Source organism: Diaphorobacter sp. C33, from assembly GCF_030503915.1.
In the GTDB taxonomy this organism is placed as follows: Bacteria; Pseudomonadota; Gammaproteobacteria; order Burkholderiales; family Burkholderiaceae_C; genus Diaphorobacter; species Diaphorobacter nitroreducens.
This window is the reverse complement of sequence record NZ_CP129980.1, coordinates 408,365-432,500: the sequence shown is the minus strand read 5'-3', so window position 1 is coordinate 432,500 and position 24,136 is coordinate 408,365. Positions and strand designations below refer to the sequence as shown.

Sequence of the window (24,136 nt, the reverse complement as noted above, 5' to 3'; positions counted from 1 at the left end):
CTTGCTTGCTTTCATGTCAAACCCGATTCAAATGCTGAAGAAACTCAAATCGCCTTTACGACCCAGTTGCCATCCACCAGGACAAGCTCCCGATCGCAGTGGAATTCGTCCACTTCGCTGCCGTGCCCCGGCAGCACACACACCACGGTTTCGCCCTGACGACGCAACGTAGCAATGGCAGCACTGAGCGCACCACCATCGCCCCAGGGCGCCCGGATGGCCGCACGCAATGGCGGAGCCGACACCACGCCCACCAGTTGCTTCACGTCCAGGCTAAAGCCTGCGGCTGGCCTGTTACGGCCGAAGACCGCGCCGACCTCGTCATAGCGGCCGCCTCGCACCAGCGCATCACTGGCGCCCTGCGCATAAATCGCAAAACGCGCTCCGCTGTAATAGGCATAACCCCGCAGATCTGCCAGATCAAATGTGACCCGCACACCGTCCATTCGTGCCGCAATCGCCCTCAAATCTGATAGCGCCTCGCGCGCACCAGGAAAGGGCTTCAACAAGTTTTCGGCCTCATTCAGCACTGCTGCATCGCCATACAGCTGCAACAGTGCCAACAACCCTTCCCGCGATGCAGACGGGAAATCGCGTGTCAACGACGCCAGTTCGCTGGCATCTTTGGCAGCAAGCGCACCGTGGACGTGGGCGAGCTGATGCATACCGACAGGAAGTCCTGCAAGCAGACTGCGCACGATGCGGACGTCGGCCAGATCTACGCTCACCTCCTGTGCGTGGGCACTGCGCAAGCACTCCAACGACAGCAACACTGCTTCGATATCCGCCTCGATACCTGGATGTCCATAGATCTCGGCTCCAAACTGCAAGGGCTCCCGGGTGGCGTGCGGACGATCGGGACGCGTGTGCAGTACTGGGCCGCAATAGCATAGACGCGCCACCCCCTGCCGGTTGAGCAGGTGCGCATCAATGCGTGCGACCTGTTGGGTCGTATCGGCCCTCAAGCCGAGAGATCGACCCGAGAGTTGGTCCACCAATTTGAACGTTTGGAGGTCCAGCGCCTCGCCAGTGCCCGTCAACAGTGATTCCAGATGCTCCAGCAAAGGAGGCATCACCAACTCATAACCGTAACTGCGTGCCGTATCGAGCAGTCCGCGGCGAAGTTCTTCAATGTGCCGCGCCTCGGAAGGCAAGACATCGGCAATATGATCCGGCAGGACCCAGGCAGACATGGGATGGGGCAGGCTGTTAAAACGTTGATTCTACCGGCATGGATAAGCCCCACCCCGGGACCGAAAGCGGCCAGGCTACGCGAGCAGCAGAATGGCGCCGCCAGCGATCAGCCCCAGCAGCGCGCAAAAGCGAATCTGGCCGTCACGCAATTGCAAAAGCTGCGTGAACATGCGGCGCCAACCGCCAGGTGACACGAAGGGCAGCAGCCCTTCGATGACCAGCACCCAACCCAACGCGATCCAGAACCCGTTCATGGAGGCCGACCACCGCCATCAGTCGCTCATCAGCGGCGGGGGGTCGCAGATGCGTTACCCGTCCCGCCTCTGAATACCTTGAAAAACTCAGAGTTCGCCGGATCCAGCACCATGACATCGCCCTTGCGGTTGAAGCTTGCCTTGTAAGCTTCGAGACTCCGGTAGAACTGTGCAAATTGAGGATCACGGCCGAATGCCTCCGCATACAGACGCGCAGCTTCCGCATCACCCTCGCCCTTGATCTTCTGGGCGTCGCGGTAGGCATTGGCAATGGTGATCTCGCGCTGCCGGTCTGCGTCTGCGCGAATCTTTTCCCCCTCCGCCGCGCCCGTGGAGCGCAGTTCATTCGCAACGCGCTTGCGTTCCGCTTCCATGCGTCGATAGACGGACTCCGTGATCGCTTCTACGTAGTCGACCCGCGTGATGCGCACGTCCACGACATCGACACCCCAAGGCTTAGAGCCGCGGACAGCTTCCAGCACTTCCCGTTTCACGTCGGACATCAGCGCATCGCGCTTGAGCGACAGCAGCTCCTTGACGGTGCGACGGTTGACCTCTTCCTGAAATGCATTGCGGACCACCCGATTGAGCTGCAGTGCACCTGCGTTCTCGTCCAGTCCCACATTGCGGATGTACTCGGATGGGTCGGTAATGCGCCAGCGCACATACCAATCGATCACCACGCGCTGCTTCTCGGCTGTCAGCATCGACTCGGTGTCTGAACTGTCCAGCGTGAGCAGACGCTTGTCGATGTAGCGAACGTTTTGGAAAGGTGGGGGTAGCTTGAAATTCAAGCCTGGTTCCGTGATGACTTCCTTGATCTGCCCCAACGCGTACACCACGCCAAACTGGCGTTGGTCGACGACGAACACCATCGAGCTGAGCAATGCCAGCAACAGCAGAACTGTCGATGCGATAAATCCGATTCTGTTCACACGGCTCTCCTATCGGGACTCACGTTCGCGCGAACGGTTGGCATCACGCAACCGAGAATCGCCGGGAAATTGAGAGGTCGCGGCAGGAGGGACTGTCGCTGGCGGCGTATCGGTCGCCGCAGCCGCCGATGTCTGCTGTGAAACGCTCTGCATGATCTTGTCCAACGGCAGGTACAGCAAGTTGGATCCTTGCCGCGACTCCACCAGTACCTTGGTCACATTGCCGTAAATCTGCTGCATGCTCTCCAGATACATGCGGTCTCGCGTCACTTGCGGCGCCTTCTGGTATTCAGCAAGGACGGCGCTGAAGCGCTGTGTGTCACCCTGCGCCTGCGCCACGATGCGCGCCTTGTAGGCTGCCGCCTCCTCGATCAAGCGGGACGCCGTACCCGTGGCACGCGGAACCACATCATTGGCATAAGCCTGGGCTTCGTTCTTAGCGCGCTCCCGCTCCTGGCCCGCCTTGAGCACGTCATCAAAAGCCGCCTGTACTTGCTCAGGAGGGCGCACCCCCCCTTGCTGCAGGTTGATGCCAACGACTTCCACGCCGACCTTGTATCGATCCAGAATGGTCTGCATCAGGTTGCGCACGCGCGGAGCAATCTGGTCCCGCTCTTCCGCCAAGGCGGTATCCATGCGCATTTTGCCCACGACTTCGCGCACCGCCGTCTCTGCCGCCTGAACCACGGCTTCGGCCGGGTTGCGGCTCTCGAACAGCCACGCACGCGCGTCATTCAAACGATATTGCACTGCGAACTTGATTTCGACGATGTTCTCGTCTTCGGTCAGCATGGCGGACTCACGCAGTCCCGTGCTCTTGATGACGCTATCCCGCCCCACATCAGCGGACCGGATCTGGGTCACGAACACCAGTTCATGGCGCTGAATGGGGTAAGGCAGACGCCAATTGAAGCCGGCGTTGACCGTGCTCTTGTACTTGCCGAACTGGGTGATCACCGCCTGCTGGCCTTCTTGCACGATGAAAAAGCCAGTGCCCAGCCAGATCAGCACCGCTATGGCGGCGATCAATCCCACGCCAACTCCCGCGTTCTTCATGTCTGGCTGGAAACCACCATTGCCGCCACCAGAAGCGGGACCACGCGACCCGCCGCCGCCAAACAACCCACCCAGCTTGCGGTTCAGATCACGCCACAACTCATCCAGGTCCGGCGGCTGTCCCGAAGGATTCTGGTCACGTCCACGTGGACGCTGTGAGTTATCCGGAGAAGGGCGCTCCGAATCAGGGCGCTGTCCACCCTCGCCCTTATCGTCCCCACGGCCCCAACGAGGATCGTTGAGATTGAACATCCCCCGAATACGCTCAGGCAGCACGGCCCAGCGAGAGGCCCGGTTAAGAAGGTTCATGCGCGAATTCTCGTACTCTCAATAGCAATAGAACACCAGCATTGTGCCCAATCAGTCCCACTCGCCCTTCAATTCAGCCGCCGTCACAGGGGGCATGCCTGACGAAAGTGACTTCTGAACCATGTCTGCCAATAGCTGCCGCAAGTCAGCCACCCCTTCGCCAAGGCCGGCACTGACAAAAATCCGCGGTACAGGCCGCCCATCCAGTTCATAGGTATCTTGCCGCACGTTAGGACGCACTTCGGGCGTGAGGGCATCCAATTTGTTGAATACCAAGAGTTGTGGAATATCTGCGGCGCCAATCTCACCAAGAACCAGTTGCACCTGTGCAATCTGCTCGGGAAAGGCGGGGTTGGCGGCATCGACCACATGCAGGAGCAGATCCGCGTCCACGGCCTCCTGCAACGTGGCCTGAAACGCATCCACAAGCCCGTGCGGCAGATCACGAATGAAGCCCACGGTATCGGACAGGGACACCGAACCCGCGGCTTCGCCCAAATAAAGATGACGCGTGGTGGTGTCCAGCGTGGCGAACAACTGGTCCGCTGCGTAGGCTCGCGCCTTCACCAATGCATTGAACAGCGTGGATTTGCCCGCATTCGTGTAGCCCACCAGCGAGATATTGAATGTATCGCGCCGCTGCCGCTGCCGCCGCTGGGTCGCCCGTTGGCGCTTGACCTTGACCAGGCGCTCCCGCGTGCGCTTGATGGCTTCGCTGATCATGCGACGGTCGAGCTCAATTTGTGTTTCGCCCGGTCCGCCCCGTGTGCCAATCCCCCCGCGTTGACGCTCCAAGTGCGACCAGCGCCGCACAAGTCGAGTGCTCAAGTACTGCAAACGCGCCAACTCCACCTGCAGCTTGCCCTCGTGGCTGCGGGCGCGCTGGGCAAAGATCTCCAGAATGAGCAGCGTGCGATCATTGACGGGCAATTCCAGGCTTCGCTCCAGATTCCGCTGCTGCGCCGGACTCAGCGCCTGGTCGAACAGCACCTCCTTCGCGCCATGCATCTGCGCCAGAGTGCGGATCTCATCGGCTTTGCCGCTACCCACGAACAGCGCCGCATCAGGCGTCTTTCGCTTGCACGTCAGCCGCGCGACAGGATTCAAGCCTGCAGTCTGGGCCAATAAGCCAAGCTCTTCGAGTTCGGCATCGAAATGGGGCAAACCAAAATCCACGCCTACCAATAGAACAGGCGTGGATTTCGTGTCAGGAGAAGAATGGGAACTCAAGGCTGCGTGCCCTGGGATGCGCAATGCTTGCGCCGTGGCGCAGCCTTGAACTGCCGCAGGGGCTTACTGGTTGTCCCCGTCGGCGGCGGGTTCCGCAGTCGAGAAGTTGACGGCACGACCAGGCACGATCGTGGAAATGGCGTGCTTGTACACCATCTGCGTCACGGTATTGCGCAGCAGCACGACGTATTGATCGAAGGATTCGATTTGACCCTGCAGTTTGATGCCGTTCACCAAATAGATTGAAACCGGCACATGCTCCCGACGCAATGCGTTCAGGAAGGGGTCTTGAAGAAGCTGACCTTTATTGCTCACGATATTCTCCGTGTTCAAAAATGTTGTTGTAAACCAGCACCTTACCACAGCCAGACGGCCATACGCCGTCCAGGGGCTCAGGAGTTCTGCTTGTCCGTATAAGGATTGCTGGAGGTTTTCATTTCGATACGCAGCGGCGTACCGACGAGGTCAAATTCTTTGCGAAAACGCGCCTCAAGAAAGCGCTTGTAGGCGTCCGTGACATGCTCCAGCGAATTCCCATGGATCACGATCACCGGCGGATTCATGCCGCCCTGGTGCGCATAGCGCATCTTGGGCCGGAACATACCCGAGCGCTTAGGGCTTTGGAACTGCACCGCCTCCTGCAGCAGGCGCGTCAACACCGGCGTAGGCATCTTGCGGTTGGCAGATTTGTACGCCTGGATGATGGATGACCACAGCGGCCCGATGCCCTGCCGCTTCTTCGCAGAGATGAAGTGCAACGGCGCGAACTTTAGAAACGACAGACGCGTTTCGATGGAACGCTCCAGCTGCTGCCGGCCATAGTCGTCCACCGCATCCCATTTGTTCACTGCGATCACCACGGCGCGACCACTCTCCAGGATGTAGCCGGCAATATGTGCGTCCTGGTCCGTCACTCCTTGCGTGGCGTCCAGCAGCAGCAGCACGACATTGGCTGACTCGATGGCCTGCAGGGTCTTCACGACCGAGAATTTCTCGATCGCTTCAAACACCTTGCCTTTGCGTCGCAGGCCCGCCGTGTCGATCAACTCGAACTTCTGCCCGTTGCGCTCGAAAGGCACCGATATGGCATCGCGCGTGGTGCCGGGCATGTCGAAAGCCACCAGACGCTCTTCGCCCAGCCAGGTATTGATCAGTGTGGACTTGCCCACGTTGGGGCGCCCTGCCACTGCAAGACGGATGACATTCTTCTCGGCCCCCGCATCCTCCTCCTCAATCTCGGGCAACGCGAGCGGTTTCAGCGCGAGATCCACCAGGCTGCGCACACCCTGGCCGTGCGCCGCCGATACGGGGTGCACCTCTCCCAGGCCCAACTCATAGAACTCGGCCAGATGCATGCTGTCCTGCATGCCTTCGGCCTTGTTGCCGGCCAACACGCAGGGTTTGCCCAGGCGGCGAAGGTAGTTGGCAATGTCGTGGTCCTGGGCGGACAGTCCGCCGCGTACGTCCACGACAAAAACCACGACATCGGCCTCCGCCACGGCCTGCTGGGTCTGCCTGGCCATCTCGCGGTAGATGCCGCTGGAGGCATCGGGCTCGAACCCCCCGGTGTCGATGACGATGTACTCGTGCTTGCCCTGTCTCCCATTGCCATAGTGGCGATCACGTGTGAGGCCGGCAAAGTCGGCCACAATCGCATCGCGCGACTTGGTCAACCGGTTGAACAAGGTGGACTTGCCCACATTGGGCCGCCCCACCAAAGCGATGACAGGCTTCATCCTGTGTCCTATATCCCTATCAGTCCGGACGGAAGCCGTAGACGCCGCCCTTGCGCGTCACCACCACCAAGGTGTCGCCCGCCACCGCCGGGGCCGCCGCAATGGCCGAGCCATCGGTCGTCAGGCGGTTGAGCGGTGCGGCGTCCTCACGGGACAGCAGGTGCACCAGCCCTGTATCGTCACCCACTACGACCGAACGCCCCAGCACCAAGGGCGCTGTGAGCTTGCGGAACTGCAACCTGTCCGATGTCCAGGCACGGGACCCATCGGTGCGCCGCCATGCAATCACTGTTCCGTTGCTTTCCGTGCCGAACAACATGGTGTCATCCCCGTGGATGCCCACGCCGCCGCTGGCGGGCTGCGTCCACGAGACCGCCCCCCGGGATGCATCGATACAGCCCACCGAAGCCTGGAAAGCCCGCGCGCACAGACTGTCGCCCACACGGCTCGTACGGCCAACGATCTCCACCAGCCGCTCGACGTCATTGGTGCCACGCGGGCTGGCCAAGGGCGCCTCCCAGCGCACCACGCCGTTGTCGGGATTGAAGCCGACCAGACGGCCGGACAGCCCCGCAACCAGGGTGTCACCCACGGCCATCAGCACACCGCCCTGGCGCAGGACCAGGGGCTCACCCGGCCGCTGCTGGCTCCAGAGCCGGTAGCCAGTCGCCGCGTCGAAGGCGGAAATGGAGCGATCCGCCGCCAGCACGAAGATGCGCTTGCCCGCGACCAACGGCGCCGTATAAGCCTGGGCGGGCAACGGCTTGCGCCAGATCTCCCGACCGCCGTCCAGTGCGATAACTTGGTTGCCCTTCGACACCACCGCCGTCCAGCGCCCATCACTTCCCACGCCCGAGGCAAGCGGCTGGTTGAGGCGCGTGCGCCATACGTCGCCCCCCGTGCGTGCATCGATGGCCGCCACATCGCCATTGGCAGAGGCCACCGTCACCACGCTGCCCTCCACGTGCATGTCGAGTTCAAGGCCTTCCTGTGCCCCAATCTGGGACACCCACGCCTGACGCACTCCCAGCACAGGGACGTTGGGGCCGAGCTCCGCCGGCTTCGGCTTCGGCGTGCCGCCCCACAACGAGCACCCTCCCATCACCAGCAGGCTCACCAGCAAAGAGGCGCCGGTCAGCGCCCTCATGGCATGACTACGTGCCTGGCTCATTGCACGCCCCCCGACGTAGCGGAGGCTACCGTCTCCACCTGTGCACCCAAAGCGTTGAGCTTGGCTTCCACCAGGCGGCGGTATTCCACACGCTCGTCAAAAGCCTGGTAGGCGCGGCGGTACTCGGCAATGGCTTCCTGCTTCTTGTCCTGCAACGCGAACACATCACCCTTGCGATCCGCGACCGTAGCGGCAAACTCTGCGGGGAATTTCCCCGACAGCTGCGCCGAGGCCTCGTCGTAGGCCTTTTGCTCGATCAGGACGCTGGCCAGGCGCAGCCGGGCCAAAGCCTGGTAACCCTCATCAGACGCTTTCTCGGCCACCCAAGCCAACGTACTTTTGGCGGCGTCCCACTTGCCAGCGTCGGCCAGCGCTTTGGCGGCCAGAAGGCCAGCCTGCCCCGCCTGCACGGTGCCGCCGTAACTCGACTTCAGGTCGCCCACGGCTTGCTCCACGCGCGCAAGGTCACCCGCCTGCACGGCCATTTCCACGGCCTCGGCCAGTGCCGTCGCCTGCTGGGCCTGGCTGCCCTGCCACAGCCGGTAGCCGTTCCAGGCGGCAAGCCCCCCCATGATGACAATCAACACCCAGGTGATGGGCGTGCCCCACGTGTTCCAGAAGTGCTTGATCTGCTCAAGCTGTTCTTGTTCTTGAAGGTCGAAGTTGTTGGCCATGTTGTGGTTCCGTTCAGCGCGAGGATTGTAGGGTGGCCGCCCATTCGGCCAGCGCCGCCAGCGGGCGCTCCGCCTGCTCGCCGCTATCCCGCAGCGGCTTGACGGTCACGGCCCCGCGGGCCAGTTCGTCGGCGCCGAAGACCAGTGCATAGCGTGCGCCGCTGGCGTCCGCCTTCTTGAACTGGGATTTCATGCTGCCCATGCCCTCGCCTGCGGCGGTGGGGCTGTGCATCTGCACCGACACCCCCTGCGCACGCAGCCGCTGCAAGGTAGCCATGACCACCGGCAGGGCAGACGCGTCGGGCACTACGGCATAGGCATCGGCAGCTGGTCGGGCCACTTGCGTCTCCTGCTCCTTGAGCAACTCCAGCACGCGCTCCACCCCCAGCGCCCAGCCCACGGCCGGAGCGGACTTGCCGCCGATCTGCTCGATCAGGTAGTCGTAACGGCCCCCACCGCAGATCGTGCCCTGCGAGCCCAGTTGGTCCGTCACGAACTCGAACACCGTGAGGTTGTAATAGTCCATCCCGCGAACCAGGCGGGGATTGAGGCTCCAGGCCACGCCGTTGGCATCCAGGATCGCCTTGACGGTCTCGAAATGCTGCAGCGACGCCTCGCCTAGAAAGTCGATGAGCCGCGGGGCGCCTTCCACCAGCGCCTGCATCGCGGGGTTCTTGGTGTCGAGAATGCGCAGCGGATTGCTGTGCAGGCGGCGGCGCGCATCCTCGTCGAGCACATCCATGTGCTGCTCGAGGTATGCGATCAGCGCCGCGCGGTGGGCGCGGCGCTCGTCGGGCTGCCCCAGGCTGTTCAATTCCAGCCGCACGTTCTCCAGCCCCAGTTCCGCCCACAGCGCATGCGCCAGCAGAATGATTTCGGCATCGGCTTCCGCGCCGGGAAAGCCCAGCGCCTCGGCACCGATCTGGTGGAACTGGCGGTAGCGGCCGCGCTGTGGCCGTTCATGCCGGAACATGGGCCCCATGTAGTACAGGCGCTTGCCGCCGTCGTAGAGCATGGAATGCTCTACCACCGCACGCACCACCCCCGCCGTTGCCTCGGGGCGCAGCGTCAGCTGTTCACCGTTGAGCCGGTCCTCGAAGGAGTACATCTCCTTCTCGACGATGTCGGTGACTTCGCCCAGGCCGCGCACGAACAGCGGCGTAGGCTCGACGATGGGCGTGCGGATGTTGCGATAAGCGTAGCGCGCCATGAGGGTGCGCACCTTGTCCTCCAGCCATTCCCAGCGCGCCGAATCGGGCGGAAGAATGTCGTTCATGCCCTTGATGGCAACCAGCTTCTGCATCTTGTTCTGTTGTTTGTGATTTTGAATCAAATCAGCCTCTAGCGCTTATCCATCAAGCGCTAGAGGCTATAATATTTATAGCAAACTTGCGCACACTTCACTGTGCGCCTGCGCCGTTGCCGAAACGCCGGGCAATGTAGCCTTCAACGATATCCTGGAACTCTCGCGCGATGCCCTCGCCCCGCAGGGTCATGGCCTTTTCGCCGTCGATGAACACCGGGGCGGCGGGCGCCTCGCCCGTGCCGGGAAGGCTGATGCCGATGTCGGCATGTTTGCTCTCGCCCGGGCCGTTGACGATGCAGCCCATCACGGCCACCTTGAGTTTTTCCACGCCGGGATAGCGCAGCCGCCATACGGGCATCTGCGCACGCAGGTAATCGTCGATCTGCTTGGCCAGCTCCTGGAATGTGGTGCTGGTGGTACGGCCGCAGCCCGGGCAAGCAGTCACGCTGGGCACGAACGCACGCAGTCCCAGCGATTGCAGGATCTCGGAGGCCACCACCACCTCTTGGGTGCGCGCCTCGCCGGGCTGCGGAGTCAGCGACACACGGATAGTGTCGCCAATGCCTTCCTGCAGCAGGATCGAAAGCGCGGTGGTCGACGCCACGATACCCTTGGTACCCATGCCCGCCTCGGTCAGACCCAGGTGCAGCGCATAGTCGCAGCGGCGCGCGAGTTCGCGGTACACCGAGATCAGGTCTTGCACTCCGCTGACCTTGCACGAAAGGATGATCTGGTCGCCGCTCAGGCCCATTTCCTCGGCGCGTTTCGCCGATTCGATGGCGGAGGTGATCAGCGCCTCGTACATGACCTGGCGCGCATCCCACGGCTGGGCGCGGCGGCTGTTCGCATCCATCAGCTCGGCCAGCAACTCCTGGTCCAGGCTGCCCCAGTTCACGCCAATGCGCACGGCCTTGTCCCAGCGCACCGCGGCCTCGATCATCTGGCCGAACTGCTTGTCCTTCTTGTCGCCCTTGCCCACGTTGCCCGGGTTGATGCGGTACTTGGACAATGCCTGTGCGCAGTCGGGAAATTCCGTCAGCAGGCGGTGGCCGTTGTAGTGAAAGTCGCCCACCAGCGGCACCGTCTCGCCCATGCGGTCCAGCTGCTCACGGATGTAGGGCACGGCCGCTGCGGCCTCCGGCGTGTTCACCGTGATGCGAACGAACTCGGAGCCCGCTTGCGCCAGTTCCTTGATCTGGATGGCCGTGCCGATCGCATCCACCGTGTCGGTGTTGGTCATGGACTGCACCCTAACCGGTGCGCCGCCACCCACCGTGACCACCCGGCTGCCCCAGACGATGCGTGCCTGCCGCGAGCGGCGTGCCTGGGGCTGTGCCATAGCGATCGGTGCGGCTGTGCCGGAGATATTCATTTACTTCACCTCGAAACGCGCAACGTTCTCGCGCGCAATCGCATTCAAATCCATGGGCTGGCCGCGCACAACCACCTCCGTGGCATCCGCCTTGCCAATGACGACCGACCAGGGAGGGCTGCCCGCCGCGGAAACACTCTCGCCCGCAGCCAGGATCTTCTGCAGCACGACGCCGCCCGCGGCGTTGCGCACCTGGATCCAGGATTCTCCCCGGGCGCGAATGACCAGCACGCCCGAAGCCTCGGTGCCCTTGGCGTCAACTCCGGCCTCGTTGGACACGCCGTGGGATGGGGCCGGCTCCACCGCCGCAGCGGGGGCCGATGCGGCGAGGGCCGCTGAGGCCACCGCAGCAGAAGATGGCTCTGCCCGCACAGTGGCCTGTCCCCCTGAGGCAACGGACTCTTGTGTTGGGGGCACCGCAGCAGTCACCGGGTCCAGTTGCGTGGCTTCGGGCGCGCGCTGTGGCGGTGTTACCGCCTCCGGACTGCTGGCGACCGGCAAACTGTCGTTGCCCTTCGGGAGAAAGGCGATGGCCACCGCGGCGGCCAACAGCGCGGCAACCGTCACGCCCATCATGCGCGACTTGGGTCGCTCCAGCGTTCCCCCCTTGATGAACCGGTGACCAGGGTCTTTGAACGACGCGTTGAGTCCCTTGTCCACCACAAGCTGCACGGGGCCGCTCTGGGGCAGCAATGCGAGCACCGGCGCAGCATCGGCCTTCAAGGTCCGGCAGACGCCCGACGCCAACGCCCGCATGAAGACGGCGTCGGGAAATGCGTCGTATTGGTCCGCTTCCAGCGCATGCAGTTTGTTCGCGGGCACCTTCAGCGTTCCGGCCAGCACATCAACATGGACCCCTGCGGATTCGCGCAGTTGCCTCAGCAACTGCCCCGCGGTAACGCCGCCCGCCGGTTCAGTGCCGTGATCCTGCATCCGATGATCACCCCCCCCAGCGGCGCCCATGGGCTCACTCATCGAAGGCCCCTCGTTCGAATGCCAGGGTTTCTTTCGCGTTGGGGAAGCGCTTGCGCAACTGATCACCCAACTGGCGCATGGCCACGAACTCCTTGAGCACGCGCTCGATCTTCACACCCAACCACAGAGACTCGGCATTGGCATACTCGCCATTGTTCACGCGACGGACATAAAACTGCGCCCGCTTGGCCTCGCCCCGCGCAAACAGCACGGCCGCCAAGTGGTACCCCACCGCCGGGTTGCCCGCATCAATCTCATAGGCCTGCTTCAGCGCTTGTTCGGCCTCTGCAAGACGCCCCGCCCGCTGGTAGCACAGGCCCTGGGACATCAGCGTCTTGCTGCGTGCCTTGTAACTCGGCACGGCAAGCGCCCGCTCGAACATCTGATTGGCGACGTCGTACTGCTGGCGCTGGCACTGCAGCCAGCCATAGTTGTGCATGATGTCTGGATCGGAAGGCTTCATGCCTTGGGCGCGCTTGAGGCTGTCTTCCGCGAGCGCCAGGTCGCCCATGTTCATGTATATCAAGCCGCGAAGGTGGTAGGCGTCGGCATACGTGGGATCGGTCGTGATCGCCTGCCGCACCTCCTCCATGGCCACGGTGGTCTGCCCCATTTGCAGATAGTTCGCAGCCAGCTCCAGCCGGATACGCGCACGGCGGCGCACGTCGGCTTCGCCGCCGCCGGATGCGGATTCCGCCACAGCACCATTGGCATCGGAGGCCCCTTGGTGGGCACAACCGGCAAGGCCCGAGACGACAACGGCAATGCCGATCGCCGCCATCGCCTGCCACCCGCCATGATTGATCCGCCACTTCGCCATGAAAGCCTCCCGTAATTGTTGCGCCACGCCGTCAGATGACCGGCTTGATCTCGATGGTCCTGAGCTTGGCCATGCGTTCATTGACCCGTGTTCGGTCCTTCACATCGCCAGCCAGTTGTCCGCATGCCGCATCAATATCGTCACCGCGCGTCTTGCGAACGGTCGTGACGATACCCGCGTCACTCAACAATTGTGCGAAAGCCGTCACAGCCGCCGGGGGAGATCGGCGCAGACCGGAAGCCGGGAACGGGTTGAAGGGGATGAGATTGAACTTGCACGACACCCCGCCGTCGGCCGCCTTGCGGCCCACCAGGTCAATCAACTGTCGCGCATGCTCTGGCTGATCGTTCACGCCTTCCAGCATGCAGTATTCAAAAGTGATGAAGTCCCGCGGCGCGTGGTCCAAATAACGCCGACACGCCGCCAGGAGTTCATGCAGCGGGTACTTGCGGTTCAGGGGAACGAGGTTGTCGCGCAACACGTCATTGGGAGCATGCAGCGAAACAGCGAGCGCCACAGGACAATCCTGCGCCAGGCGGTCCATCATGGGCACGACGCCTGAGGTAGACACGGTTACGCGACGCCGCGACAAGCCGTAACCATGGTCATCGAGCATGACACGCAGCGCAGGCACCAGTGCAGCATAGTTCTGCAGCGGCTCGCCCATTCCCATCATCACCACGTTGGAAATCACGCGTTCACCATCGCCGCAGCGCTGCCGTAGTGCGTGCTCGGCATACCAGAGCTGGGCCAGGATTTCACCAGTAGTGAGATTGCGGCTGAACCCCTGGTGACCGGTGGAGCAAAAACGGCAGCCTACGGCGCATCCAGCCTGCGAGGAGATGCACAAGGTGCCGCGATCGTCCTCAGGAATAAAGACTGTCTCCACGGCGTTGCCGTCGCCCACGTCGAACAGCCACTTCACCGTGCCGTCCGCAGAGACATGTTCGCTGATGGCTTGCAGCCCTGCCACATGGGCGCAGCCCCTGAGCTTCTCGCGCAACGATTTCGCCAGGTCGCTCATCTGGTCAAAATCGCTGGCACCGCGCTGGTGGATCCAGCGAAACAGTTGCGTGGCCCGAAAACGTTTTTCTCCCAGCCGCTCGCAAAAAGCAGCCAGGCCGTCCAGGTCAAAATCCAGAAGGTTCGTGGTCATAACGTTCACGGATGTCCACGCCCACATAGCGCATCCGCGCGGGGGCGGCCAAACCAGGACCGCCCGGCACGCGGAGCCACTGCATTAGCGCGAGTAGATGTTCAGGCCGGGGAAGAAGAAGGCCACTTCCACCTGTGCGGTTTCAGCAGCGTCGGAGCCGTGCACCGCATTGGCGTCGATGCTGTCCGCGAAGTCGGCGCGGATCGTGCCGGGCGCCGCCTTCTTGGGGTCGGTCGCGCCCATGAGTTCGCGGTTCTTCAGGACGGCGTTCTCACCCTCCAGGGCCTGCACCATCACGGGGCCGGAAATCATGAAGTCCACCAGATCCTTGAAGAAGGGGCGCTCCTTGTGCACTGCGTAGAACTGCTCGGCTTCGGCGCGCGACAGGTGGATCATGCGCGCAGCGGCAATCTTCAGGCCCGCGGCTTCAAAGCGCGCATAGATCTGGCCGATCACGTTCTTGGCAACTGCGTCCGGCTTGATGATGGAAAGGGTGCGTTCGATAGCCATGTTGATTTTCCTAGTGAGGTGTTGCGGTATTTTTGCCCTGAAGGCAAACCGTCAATTTTAGCTTTACGCCAATCCCCTAACGGCCGCCGCGGCGCGGCCCGTTGTTGCGTTGCTGTTGGCGATGGCGCGAGAAACTGTCAGCCCCGATATAGCCGAGCGACGTCTTCATCGGGTCCGGCTGGGCATTCGGTGAGGGCGATCGCCCCGCGCGCCCCCCTGTCTTGTCACGCCCACTGCCAGATGCCTTGCCGGGCCCTGCGGATCGACGATCGCCTTTGCGGCCGCCCCTACCCTGGCCACTAGTAGGGCGCGCACCACCACCATCCAGCGTTGCACCTGCCGCCTGCATCAGGGCACGAATGTCGCGCTCATCAAGCTCCAGCCACGCCCCGCGCTTGAGCCCGCGCGGCAGCATCATGGCCCCATAGCGAATCCGAATCAGCCGGCTCACCGCATGCCCTACCGCCTCGAACATACGGCGGACCTCGCGGTTACGGCCTTCAGAGATGGTGACACGGTACCAACAGTTGGCGCCCTCGCCGCCGCCGTCTTCCACGGAGCCAAAGGAAGCCATGCCATCCTCCAGCGGCACGCCTTCCAGCAAGCGCTGCTTTTCCTCGGTGCTCAACGCACCCAACACGCGGACCGCATATTCACGCTCCAGCCCGAAGCGGGGGTGCATCAACTTGTTCGCAAGCTCACCCGAACTGGTGAATAGCAACAAACCTTCGGTATTCAGGTCCAGACGCCCGACGGATTGCCATTTGCCCTGCTGCAGCCGGGGCAGTTTGCGAAACACGGTGGGGCGGTTTTGCGGATCGTCATGCGTAACCACTTCGCCCACCGGCTTGTGGTATGCAATCACGCGTACCGGCGGTGGCGCAATACGGAAGCGGATGGGTTTGCCGTTGACCTTTATCTGGTCCCCAAACTGCACGCGCTGTCCGATATGGGCCGGCTCGTTGTTGACGGAAATACGACCTTCCAGGATGAGCTGCTCCATTTCCAGCCGAGACCCCATGCCCGCCTGGGCAAGCACCTTGTGAAGTTTGGGGGTTTCTGGCTGGGGAAGCAGCACCCGTTTGGCGGGGGCGAGCTCGGCGTTGGCTTCATCCTCGTCGAACTGACCCGACACCACATCGGCAAACTGATAGCCATCGCCCTTCGGCGCGCGCTTGGCAGCATGGCCGCTGGACTGTCGTGGCACCTCAACAGCAGCGCCTTGCTCATGCACTTCCTGCATTTTCACGTCCGATTGGGCACCGTCAGCACTGAGTTGCGGCACTGCCGCATCCTCCTGAAGCGCGCCTTCCGCAGACTTGCGCTTGCGGGGCCTGCGCGGCGCAGCAGCCTCCGATGCGGGCGAAGGCGAGCGCCCCCCCATGGAGTCCGGATCCTTGTGAGATTCATCATTCATATGTCAATGTCCCGTGGCCCCTCTTCGGCACCACTGTGTGTCGCGCCCACTACCAGATCAGGGGCATCTTCAATATCTACTTCGTCTACGGCCGGCACCTGCACGCCGTCCTCAGGTACCCCTGCAGTGTCTTCGCTCTGCGGTGCCCCCTGAATGGAGCCCAGCGCTTCAAACATGCTGACCTGCACGCCGGGGTCTTCGAGCGTAGGCAGTTGATCCAGTGATTGCAGTCCTAAATCATCCAGGAACTGCCGTGTGGTAGCAAACAACGCAGGCCGGCCCACTGTCTCGCGGTGGCCAATGACCTCCACCCAGCCGCGGTCCTCCAGTTGTTTGATGATGAGGCTGTTGACGGTCACCCCACGGATGTCTTCGATGTCCCCGCGGGTCACGGGCTGCCGGTAAGCAATGATGGCCAGCGTCTCCAGCGTCGCTCGCGTATAGCGGGGCGGTTTTTCAGGATGCAGCCGGTCCAGAAATTCGCGCATCTCGGGCCGGCTCTGGAAACGCCAACCTGTGGCCACTTGTACCAACTCCACCCCTCGCAAGGCCCAGTCCTGCTGCAGTTCCAGCAGCAGCATCTTTACTGTATCGGAACCCAGCGCGTCATCGAACAATGTCCGCAAGTCACGGATCGATACAGGCTGCGGGGCACAGATCAACGCGGTTTCAAGAACCCGTTTGGCGTCCACCGAATTCATGGTCCAACAGTCCCTGGAAAGGCAGCCTCGCATCAAACGGGAGGCTGCGCCTTGGGTTGGAGATATTGCGGCGCAGAAAGCAGAGCGTGGCAATGCGCCTTCACGGGGCCGGTAGCTCGTGCTGACCGGCGGTTCACGGCAGAACAGCCGTCAGGGGCGATTGTAGCGCAGCCCCCAAAAATCCAGCGCCTGCGCCATGTCTTCCGGCAGCGGCGCGTGGAACTCCAGGGGAGCGCCAGTGACCGGGTGTACAAACGCCAGCCGGAATGCATGCAGCGCCTGTCGATGCATGGGCCCGGCCATCGCGCCGCCGTACAGTGCATCTGCCACCAAGGGATGACGTATGGATGCCATATGCACGCGGATCTGGTGCGTTCGCCCCGTGTGCAGCGTGCAACGCACGAGGCACACCTCCTCGTTGGCATCTATCAGGTCGAAATCGGTGCGGGCTTCCTTGCCTGGATGCTGTGCTAGATCGACCACCGCCATCCGCAGGCGATTGCGCGGGTCACGACCGATCGGGGCATGCACCGATCGATGTGCGGCCCCCGTCCAGCCGCCCCACCCCAGCGCCACATACTGGCGGCTGACCTCGCGCGCAGCGATCATGCGGACGAGTGCATCCATGGCCGACCGGCTGCGCGCAACGACCATGAGGCCACTGGTGTCCTTGTCCAGTCGATGGACGATGCCCGCACGCGGCACCTGCATCGCCTGCGCATCCCGGCCAAGCAAGGCGTTCAGCAACGTGCCGCTCCAATTGCCGGGCGCGGGATGCACCACCAGCCCCGCAGGCTTGTGAATCACGAGGATGTGCTCATCCTCATACACCACATCCAATGGCCATTGCTCGGGCCGAAAAGCCTGGCTCTGCTGCGTAGGGCGCATCTCGACCGCAATGCGGTCCCCGGCCTTGACCCTGGACGCCGGCTTCTGTACCTCCCGCCCATTCAGGCGTACGCAGCCCTGGAGCAGCAACTGCTGCAGATAACTGCGGGAAAACTCTGGGACCAGTTCCGCGAGTGCCTTGTCCAGCCGCTGAGCATGCTGCTCGGCGCCCACGACGACCTCCCGCAGTTCCGCCTCAAACTCGTCCGCCTGACTCCCACCTGTCTCTGCCGGATCAGCATCCTCCAGCCAGGACGCCTCTCCCATGGAAGCCGGCGCGCTCAACGGGAGGGGAGGTAGCGGGCGGGGTCCACGGGCTTGCCCTGGCGCCGGATTTCGAAATGCAGTTTCACACGATCCGCGTCGGTGCTTCCCATCTCGGCAATCTTCTGGCCGCGGCGCACGTTCTGGTCTTCCTTCACCAGCAGCGTCTGGTTGTGCGCATAGGCCGTGAGATAGGTGTTGTTGTGTTTCAAGATCACCAGGTTGCCATAGCCGCGAAGCCCAGCCCCGGCGTACACCACACGCCCATCGGCAGCGGCGAGCACCGGATCGCCTGCCTTACCGCCGATGTCGTAGCCTTTGTTACGCACCTCGTCGAATCCCGCCAACAGGCTGCCCGACGAGGGCCAGATAAAGTTGACGTCATCCGTTGCAGCGGCAGCGGCGGGCGCGGAGGCCACCGCTGGCGCGCTGGGTGCCGCTGCCGGCGCCACCGCGGCCGGTGTAGACGCCGCCGACGCCGACGGCTTGGGTGCGCTCGCAGCCGATGCTGCAGCCAAGGGCGAAGACGTGACGGGGCGGGTGACCACACCGGTGTCAGATGCCACCGCAGTCGCCGCAGCCGCAGCAGGGGACACCACACGCAGCACCTGGCCCACCTCGATAAGGTTGGCGTTTTCCAGGTTGTTCCAGCGCGCGATGTCTTTCCAACTTTGCCCGTTTTCCAGGCCAATGCGAATCAGCGTGTCGCCTGGCTTCACGGTGTAGTAGCCAGGCTTGCCCGCGTTTTCAGCACCAGGCAAGGGCTTGACCTCAGGCACGGCCCCCGCGGGCCCCGTCGTGCCGCTGCTCGCGGCAAAGGTGCCGCGATCTTCCACGGGAGCCCTGTTGATCGGGGTGCTGCACCCCGCCAGCAAACCGCCAGCCAGCACGGCAACTCCCCAAACCACAAGACTACGCGATACCAACATAAGCAAATCCTTCAGGCGATCCCCGATTTTAGGGGGACGAAATGCACGGCTTCCAGAATGCCCTGCTTCAAGCCTTGCGCAGTTTTATCAACGACCAGCAGCATCTGTTGGCCGTCGGCGCCCGCCAGTGGGGCGACCAGCCGGCCACCCACGGCAAGTTGCTCGCACCACGCGGCGGGAAGGCTATCTCCCCCCGCCGCGGCAATGATGCCCGCATAGGGCGCGCCGCTGGGGTAACCCAGCATTCCATCGCCCAGGATCAGGTGCACATTTGCCAGGCGTAGCGGGCGCAAGTGGTCTCGCGCCTTTTCATGCAACGCGCGCAAGCGTTCAACGGTATACACCTCGCGCGAGACACGCGACAGCACCGCTGCCTGATAGCCGCAGCCCGTGCCGATCTCCAGCACCCGGCCCATTCCATTTCCGCGCGCGCACTCGGCCCCCAGCAACAATTCGATCATGCGTGCTACCACGCTGGGTTTGGAAATGGTCTGACCCAGTCCGATGGGCAGACTGGTGTCCTCATAGGCTTGGTTGGCCAAGGCGGTGTCGACAAAACGATGCCGCTCAATCATTCCCATGGCCTGAAGAACCGCCCCCGCCGAGATGCCCGAGGCTGCGAGTCGCTGCACCATGCGTCCGCGCACGGTAGCGGAGTCCAGCCCCACGCCGTGCGGCGTGGGCGGCTGCACCTCGCGGCGCGCGCCTACCGGTGGCGCCGCGGTGGGTGCACCGGGTTGGCGCCAGTCGATCCGCGCAGGAAAACCTGGACGCCGCTGCATCAAGCCACCTCGCCGGACGCCTGCGCTGGTACGAGACGGGCCAGGGTCTGCGCCCAATACCCCAGTCCGTCGTAATCGGTCAGGTCCACCTTCAATGGCGTGACGGATACATGGCCGTGGGCCGTGGCATGAAAATCGGTGCCCTCCGCCGCGTCCTTGGCGGCGCCAGCGCCACCGATCCAGTACATCAGCTCCCCACGCGGGCTCTGCTGCTCAATGACACGCTCTGCCGCATGGCGCCGGCCCAGGCGGCACATGCGCAAGGGCCGCAATGCGTCATACGGCATATTGGGAATGTTGACGTTCAACAGCCAGGGGGCTTCGCCGACCAGGTTTTGGCGATCCATCTGCTGAACGATCTCGCGCGCCTTGCGCGCAGCCGACTCGATCTCGCCCCACCCCTTGTCCACCTGCGAAAAGGCGATGGACGGGATTCCGAAAAGATAGCCTTCCATCGCAGCACCCACCGTGCCGGAATAAATTGTGTCGTCGCCCATGTTGGCGCCGTTGTTGATGCCGGAGACCACCAGATCGGGCCGGTAACCCAGCAGGCCCGTCAGCGCAATGTGCACACAATCGGCGGGCGTGCCATTGACATAGCGAAAGCCGTTGTGCGCGGTTTGCACATACAACGGCGAATGCAGCGTCAGGGCGTTCGACTTCGCGCTATTGTTGTGTTCGGGAGCCACCACTTCCACATCAGCAATGGTCTTAAGGGCGTCATGCAGCGCCACGATGCCAGGCGCCTGGTAGCCGTCGTCGTTGGAGATGAGGATTTTCATGGTCTGGAAGGCGGAACGGCTGGCATTGTAGGAGCGCGCACACACGCTGTCGCTGGTCACGCAAGGGACAACCCAGCCTCAGAGACGGCCCCTATGATGCCCGCCCAACAGATTCGTAGCGACCAAGGAGACATTCATGCACGCCTGGCTCTGCACCAACCCCATCGGCGTCGAGGCCCTGGCCTGGACAGAACTGCCCGACCCGGCTCCCAAGGCGGGCGAGGTCCTCGTCGAGATCCGCGCGGCAAGCCTGAATTTTCCCGACCTGCTAATAGTGCAGAACAAGTACCAGATCAAACCACCCCTGCCTTTCGTGCCCGGCTCGGAGTTCGCGGGCGTCGTGCAGGCCGTGGGCGACGGCGTCACCCATCTGCAGGTGGGTCAAAACGTGGCCTGCCTTAGCGGCACGGGCGGTTTCGCCACGCACACCATCGCCCCGGCCGCACGCTGTATACCCCTGCCGGACGGCTTTGGCCATGTGGATGCGGCGGCATTCATCATGACCTATGCAACCTCCTACCACGCCCTGCTGGACCGGGGCCAGCTCCAGGCAGGCGAAACCGTGCTGGTGCTGGGCGCGGCTGGCGGCGTGGGCACCGCCGCGATTCAGATCGCCAAGGCCAAGGGAGCGCGCGTGATCGCCGCCGCCTCCACGGACGAAAAATGCGACGTGTGCCTGAAGCTGGGCGCCGATGCCGTGATCAATTACAGCGTGGAGGACCTGCGCGACGCCGCCAAGTCACTGACCGACGGGCGGGGACCGGACGTCATCTACGACCCGGTGGGCGGCGCACTGGCAGAGCCCGCATTTCGCGCCATCGCCTGGCGAGGCCGCTATCTGGTGGTCGGCTTCGCATCGGGCCCCATCCCTTCATTGCCGTTGAATCTGCCACTGCTCAAGGGTGCTTCTGTCGTCGGCGTGTTCTGGGGCGAATTCGCCAAGCGCGAGCCCCAGGCCAATGCTTCGATGATGGGCACCCTGCTCCAGTGGTATGCGCAGGGCAAGATCAGGCCCGCCATCGACCGAACCATGCCCATGTCACAGCTACCCGCCGCGTTTGCCCACATGGGCGCACGTGCGGTGATCGGGAAACTGGTTCTGGTCAACTGACACGATTTACACATGGCTTGACCCGGCCTGCTATCCAAGCGGGCTGCACTCTGTCACACTTTTGGCTGTTTGCATCTTCCTGCGTCCCTGCAGATGGCCTCCGCCAAATCCCCTTCTGAAATTGCCCGCGAGACGCTCAAGCTACTCGCCACGCGCCGGCTTCCTCCCACGCCCGACCACTACCAGGCCCTCTATGACGAAGTGGCCGGCACCACCAGCGCGCCGGCGTTTCCCAGCGCCCAGCTGCGGCAGATCTCGCGGGTGATCCCCGGCCAGACCCCGGCGCAGAAGCGGTTGCTGGGCCTGTTGGAAACCGCCATCACCCAGCAGGACTGGGGCGTTTTGCAAAACGTGTTGGTGGGATACGCCAACCTGGGACTCTCGCCCGTGGCCGCGCCCGAGCCCGCGAGCACCCGGATTGACCACCTGCCGCTGACACTGGCGCAGAATCTGGCGCGGCTGGTGGACAACACCCTGCCGGCGCTGGGCGAGGACGATGCCCGCGTGCATGAGCTGGCTGCGCAATTGAGCACCTTCCTGCGCGAGCCCGACCCACCCGTCTCCACCGCCGAGCTGATGCTCGGCAACTTCAGCTACCGCCTGTCTTTCGCGGCGGAAGACCAAGCCGCCATCCGGCTGAGCTTGCTCAGCCTGCTGCGCCTGGTGTTCGAGAACATTGCCGCCCTGAGCATGGACGACGAGTGGCTGCACGGCCAGGCCGAGGCGCTGCTTGCGGCCTCCACCCCGCCGCTCACGCTGCGCCGGCTGGACGACGTGCAGCGACGCCTCAAGGACGTCATCTTCAAGCAGACTGAGGCCAAGGAACGCACCGTTCACGCGCAGATGCAGATGCGCGAACTGCTGGCCACGTTCATCGAGCGCCTGGCGCAGATGGATGAATCCAGCAGCGCCTACAACGCCAAGATGGAGGATTGCGCCGAACGCATCAGCCAGGCCACGCAACTGCAGGACATCATGCCGCTGCTGGAGGAAGTCATGGCCGCCACGCGCGCCATGGCGCTGAGCAGCCGGGTGACGCGCGGCGAACTGCAGGAACTGCGCGAGCGCACCGAGGCCAAGCACGCCGAAATCGACCACCTGCGCCAGGAGCTGGACCGCGCGAGCGCCCAGGCGCGCCACGACCCGTTGACGGGCTCGCTCAACCGCAAGGGCTTTGCCGAGGCCATGGAGCGCGAGATCGCGCGTGCGCGCCGCCAGGATGCGCCGCTGTGCGTGGCGCTGCTGGACGTGGACAACTTCAAGTCCATCAATGACCGCCTGGGCCACACCGCCGGCGACGCGGCACTGGTGCATCTGGCGCAGGTCACCCGCGAGGTGATGCGGCCGCAGGACCAGCTGGCGCGCTATGGCGGCGAGGAATTCGTCATCATCCTGCCCGACACCGAACTGGCGGAAGGCGTGAAGGCCATGGAGCGCCTGCAACGCGAGCTGACCACGCGCTACTTCCTCAAAGACCAGGAGCGGGTGCTCATCACCTTCAGCGCCGGTGTGGCCCAAGTGGAGGGCGAACAAGGCAGCGCCGACGCAATCCGCCGCGCCGACCAGGGCATGTACCTGGCCAAGCGCACCGGCAAAAACCGCGTGGTTGCTGCCTGACGCCTGGCCCCCTTGTGCGATGTCCCGTGCACCCGCCTTCGCTTGACATCTCGCGCCGCACACTGCTGCGTCAGGCCGCCTGGGCCGGCATGGCCACGCAACTGCCCCGCTGGGCCTGGGCCCAGGCCGCCGTGCGGCACGACCCCTTTGGCCTGGGTGTGGCCAGTGGCGACCCAGTACACGACGGCGTGGTCCTCTGGACCCGCGTGCTTCCGCCCGCGGACCTGGCCGGCGCCCACGCACCCTGGGCCGGCCCCCTGACCGTACGCTGGGAACTGGCCGACGACGCGCAGTTTCGCCACATCGTGCAGCAAGGCACGGCGATGGCGCTGCCTGAACTGGGCCACAGCGTGCATGTGGAGGTGGCCGGCCTGCGCCCCGACCGCTGGTACCACTACCGCTTCATGCTGGGTGACGCCACCAGCCCCGTCGGCCGCACGCGCACCACACCCGCTCCGGATGCGCTGCCCGGGCGCCTGCCCGCCGCACGCGACCGCCTGCTGCAGGCGCTGGCGCAGCACCCGCCGCGCAACACGGTGCTGCTGGGCGGCGACATCCACCAGAACTATGTTTGCAACGTGATGGCGCCACACGGGCCGCATGCCCACGGTGCGCCGCGCATCCTGGCCAGCGAGTTCTGCGGCACCTCGATCTCCTCGCGCGCCGGCACCACGCAGGAGAAGGTGGATGCCATCGCGCGCCATAACCCCCATGTGCTGCTGGCACGCTGCGAGGAGCGCGGCTACGGCCTGTGCGACATCACGCCCACGCGCTGGACCACCACGCTGCGCGCCCTGCGCGACCCGCTGAATGCCGGCAGCGCCGCGTACACTCTGGCCCGATTCGTGGTGGAAGACGGCCGCCCCGGCCCGCAGCCGGCCTAGGGCCCGCACCAATCCTGGCGCGTCGCGCGCCTTGCCACTTTCCTCCGCACCCAAGGAACACGC

General features: G+C 63.7%; 25 protein-coding genes (1 of these 25 only partly in view). 3 read left to right on the top strand and 22 right to left on the bottom strand.

Annotated elements, in window-relative coordinates; all coding sequences use genetic code 11:
- The 22 genes from QY917_RS02085 to surE all read right to left on the bottom strand — a co-directional run.
- Positions 1 to 15: the 5' end (the start) of an adenylosuccinate synthase gene (locus QY917_RS02085; RefSeq protein WP_123675226.1), read on the bottom strand. Its footprint begins 1,362 nt before the window's first position; only the first 15 of its 1,377 coding nucleotides appear in the window; it begins with the start codon at positions 13 to 15; its stop codon lies off the left edge, out of view.
- A 29-nt stretch (positions 16 to 44) separates the two neighbouring features.
- Positions 45 to 1,193 carry an ATP phosphoribosyltransferase regulatory subunit gene (locus tag QY917_RS02080; RefSeq protein ID WP_123675225.1) on the bottom strand — a complete coding sequence of 383 codons (1,149 nt, stop codon included), beginning with the start codon at positions 1,191 to 1,193 and terminating at the stop codon, positions 45 to 47.
- A gap of 75 nt (positions 1,194 to 1,268) precedes the next feature.
- Positions 1,269 to 1,448, bottom strand: a complete 180-nt coding sequence (locus QY917_RS02075) for a DUF2065 domain-containing protein (protein ID WP_123675224.1) — start codon at positions 1,446 to 1,448, stop codon at positions 1,269 to 1,271.
- Between the two features lie 29 nt (positions 1,449 to 1,477).
- Positions 1,478 to 2,383, bottom strand: a complete 906-nt coding sequence (gene hflC / locus QY917_RS02070; protein WP_123675223.1) for a protease modulator HflC — start codon at positions 2,381 to 2,383, stop codon at positions 1,478 to 1,480.
- 9 nt (positions 2,384 to 2,392) lie between these two features.
- Positions 2,393 to 3,748, bottom strand: a complete 1,356-nt coding sequence (hflK, locus tag QY917_RS02065) for an FtsH protease activity modulator HflK (protein WP_011804609.1) — start codon at positions 3,746 to 3,748, stop codon at positions 2,393 to 2,395.
- Between the two features lie 51 nt (positions 3,749 to 3,799).
- A complete protein-coding gene (hflX, locus tag QY917_RS02060) occupies positions 3,800 to 4,978 on the bottom strand; it encodes a GTPase HflX (protein WP_088887359.1) in 1,179 nt (392 codons plus the stop codon).
- A 63-nt stretch (positions 4,979 to 5,041) separates the two neighbouring features.
- Complete coding sequence (gene hfq / locus QY917_RS02055) at positions 5,042 to 5,293, bottom strand: RNA chaperone Hfq (RefSeq protein WP_011804607.1); 252 nt, start codon at positions 5,291 to 5,293, stop codon at positions 5,042 to 5,044.
- A gap of 77 nt (positions 5,294 to 5,370) precedes the next feature.
- Positions 5,371 to 6,714 carry a ribosome biogenesis GTPase Der gene (gene der / locus QY917_RS02050; RefSeq protein ID WP_123675222.1) on the bottom strand — a complete coding sequence of 448 codons (1,344 nt, stop codon included), beginning with the start codon at positions 6,712 to 6,714 and terminating at the stop codon, positions 5,371 to 5,373.
- 19 nt (positions 6,715 to 6,733) lie between these two features.
- Positions 6,734 to 7,885: an outer membrane protein assembly factor BamB gene (gene bamB, locus QY917_RS02045; protein ID WP_123675221.1), complete on the bottom strand. Its 1,152-nt coding sequence runs from the start codon at positions 7,883 to 7,885 to the stop codon at positions 6,734 to 6,736.
- Positions 7,882 to 8,559 carry a tetratricopeptide repeat protein gene (locus QY917_RS02040; RefSeq protein WP_123675220.1) on the bottom strand — a complete coding sequence of 226 codons (678 nt, stop codon included), beginning with the start codon at positions 8,557 to 8,559 and terminating at the stop codon, positions 7,882 to 7,884. The genes bamB and QY917_RS02040 overlap by 4 nt, the downstream gene beginning before the upstream one ends.
- A 13-nt stretch (positions 8,560 to 8,572) precedes the next feature.
- Entirely contained in the window at positions 8,573 to 9,862 is a 1,290-nt protein-coding gene (hisS, locus tag QY917_RS02035) for a histidine--tRNA ligase (RefSeq protein ID WP_123675219.1), read from the bottom strand.
- A 97-nt stretch (positions 9,863 to 9,959) separates the two neighbouring features.
- A complete protein-coding gene (gene ispG / locus QY917_RS02030; protein ID WP_123675218.1) occupies positions 9,960 to 11,237 on the bottom strand; it encodes a flavodoxin-dependent (E)-4-hydroxy-3-methylbut-2-enyl-diphosphate synthase in 1,278 nt (425 codons plus the stop codon).
- Positions 11,238 to 12,212 carry a helix-turn-helix domain-containing protein gene (locus QY917_RS02025; RefSeq protein ID WP_302078378.1) on the bottom strand — a complete coding sequence of 325 codons (975 nt, stop codon included), beginning with the start codon at positions 12,210 to 12,212 and terminating at the stop codon, positions 11,238 to 11,240. It abuts the gene before it with no gap.
- A complete protein-coding gene (gene pilW, locus QY917_RS02020; protein ID WP_015912788.1) occupies positions 12,205 to 13,032 on the bottom strand; it encodes a type IV pilus biogenesis/stability protein PilW in 828 nt (275 codons plus the stop codon). The genes QY917_RS02025 and pilW overlap by 8 nt, the downstream gene beginning before the upstream one ends.
- A 31-nt stretch (positions 13,033 to 13,063) precedes the next feature.
- A complete protein-coding gene (gene rlmN, locus QY917_RS02015; RefSeq protein WP_123675216.1) occupies positions 13,064 to 14,188 on the bottom strand; it encodes a 23S rRNA (adenine(2503)-C(2))-methyltransferase RlmN in 1,125 nt (374 codons plus the stop codon).
- A gap of 84 nt (positions 14,189 to 14,272) precedes the next feature.
- A complete protein-coding gene (ndk, locus tag QY917_RS02010) occupies positions 14,273 to 14,698 on the bottom strand; it encodes a nucleoside-diphosphate kinase (protein WP_011804598.1) in 426 nt (141 codons plus the stop codon).
- A 76-nt stretch (positions 14,699 to 14,774) separates the two neighbouring features.
- Positions 14,775 to 16,115 (bottom strand): pseudouridine synthase, encoded by a 1,341-nt coding sequence (locus QY917_RS02005; RefSeq protein WP_123675215.1) that lies wholly within the window; start codon positions 16,113 to 16,115, stop codon positions 14,775 to 14,777.
- Positions 16,112 to 16,816: an SMC-Scp complex subunit ScpB gene (scpB, locus tag QY917_RS02000; protein ID WP_123675214.1), complete on the bottom strand. Its 705-nt coding sequence runs from the start codon at positions 16,814 to 16,816 to the stop codon at positions 16,112 to 16,114. Before scpB ends, QY917_RS02005 begins: the two co-directional genes overlap by 4 nt.
- A 150-nt stretch (positions 16,817 to 16,966) precedes the next feature.
- On the bottom strand, positions 16,967 to 17,971 hold the full coding sequence (locus QY917_RS01995; protein WP_123675213.1) for an RluA family pseudouridine synthase: 1,005 nt from the start codon (positions 17,969 to 17,971) through the stop codon (positions 16,967 to 16,969).
- 14 nt (positions 17,972 to 17,985) lie between these two features.
- A complete protein-coding gene (locus QY917_RS01990; RefSeq protein ID WP_123675212.1) occupies positions 17,986 to 18,897 on the bottom strand; it encodes a peptidoglycan DD-metalloendopeptidase family protein in 912 nt (303 codons plus the stop codon).
- Between the two features lie 11 nt (positions 18,898 to 18,908).
- The gene (locus QY917_RS01985; RefSeq protein ID WP_123675211.1) at positions 18,909 to 19,679 is read right to left on the bottom strand and encodes a protein-L-isoaspartate(D-aspartate) O-methyltransferase; all 771 of its coding nucleotides are present in this window, start codon (positions 19,677 to 19,679) and stop codon (positions 18,909 to 18,911) included.
- On the bottom strand, positions 19,679 to 20,461 hold the full coding sequence (gene surE, locus QY917_RS01980) for a 5'/3'-nucleotidase SurE (protein WP_047350873.1): 783 nt from the start codon (positions 20,459 to 20,461) through the stop codon (positions 19,679 to 19,681). The genes QY917_RS01985 and surE overlap by 1 nt, the downstream gene beginning before the upstream one ends.
- A gap of 136 nt (positions 20,462 to 20,597) precedes the next feature.
- On the opposite strand from surE, the gene QY917_RS01975 reads away from it, so the two are divergent.
- From QY917_RS01975 to QY917_RS01965, 3 genes are all read left to right on the top strand, one after another.
- Positions 20,598 to 21,572, top strand: a complete 975-nt coding sequence (locus QY917_RS01975) for an NADPH:quinone oxidoreductase family protein (RefSeq protein WP_123675210.1) — start codon at positions 20,598 to 20,600, stop codon at positions 21,570 to 21,572.
- Between the two features lie 93 nt (positions 21,573 to 21,665).
- The gene (locus tag QY917_RS01970; protein ID WP_123675209.1) at positions 21,666 to 23,189 is read left to right on the top strand and encodes a GGDEF domain-containing protein; all 1,524 of its coding nucleotides are present in this window, start codon (positions 21,666 to 21,668) and stop codon (positions 23,187 to 23,189) included.
- 14 nt (positions 23,190 to 23,203) lie between these two features.
- A complete protein-coding gene (locus QY917_RS01965; protein ID WP_123675208.1) occupies positions 23,204 to 24,073 on the top strand; it encodes a PhoD-like phosphatase N-terminal domain-containing protein in 870 nt (289 codons plus the stop codon).
- Positions 24,074 to 24,136 lie beyond the last annotated feature (63 nt).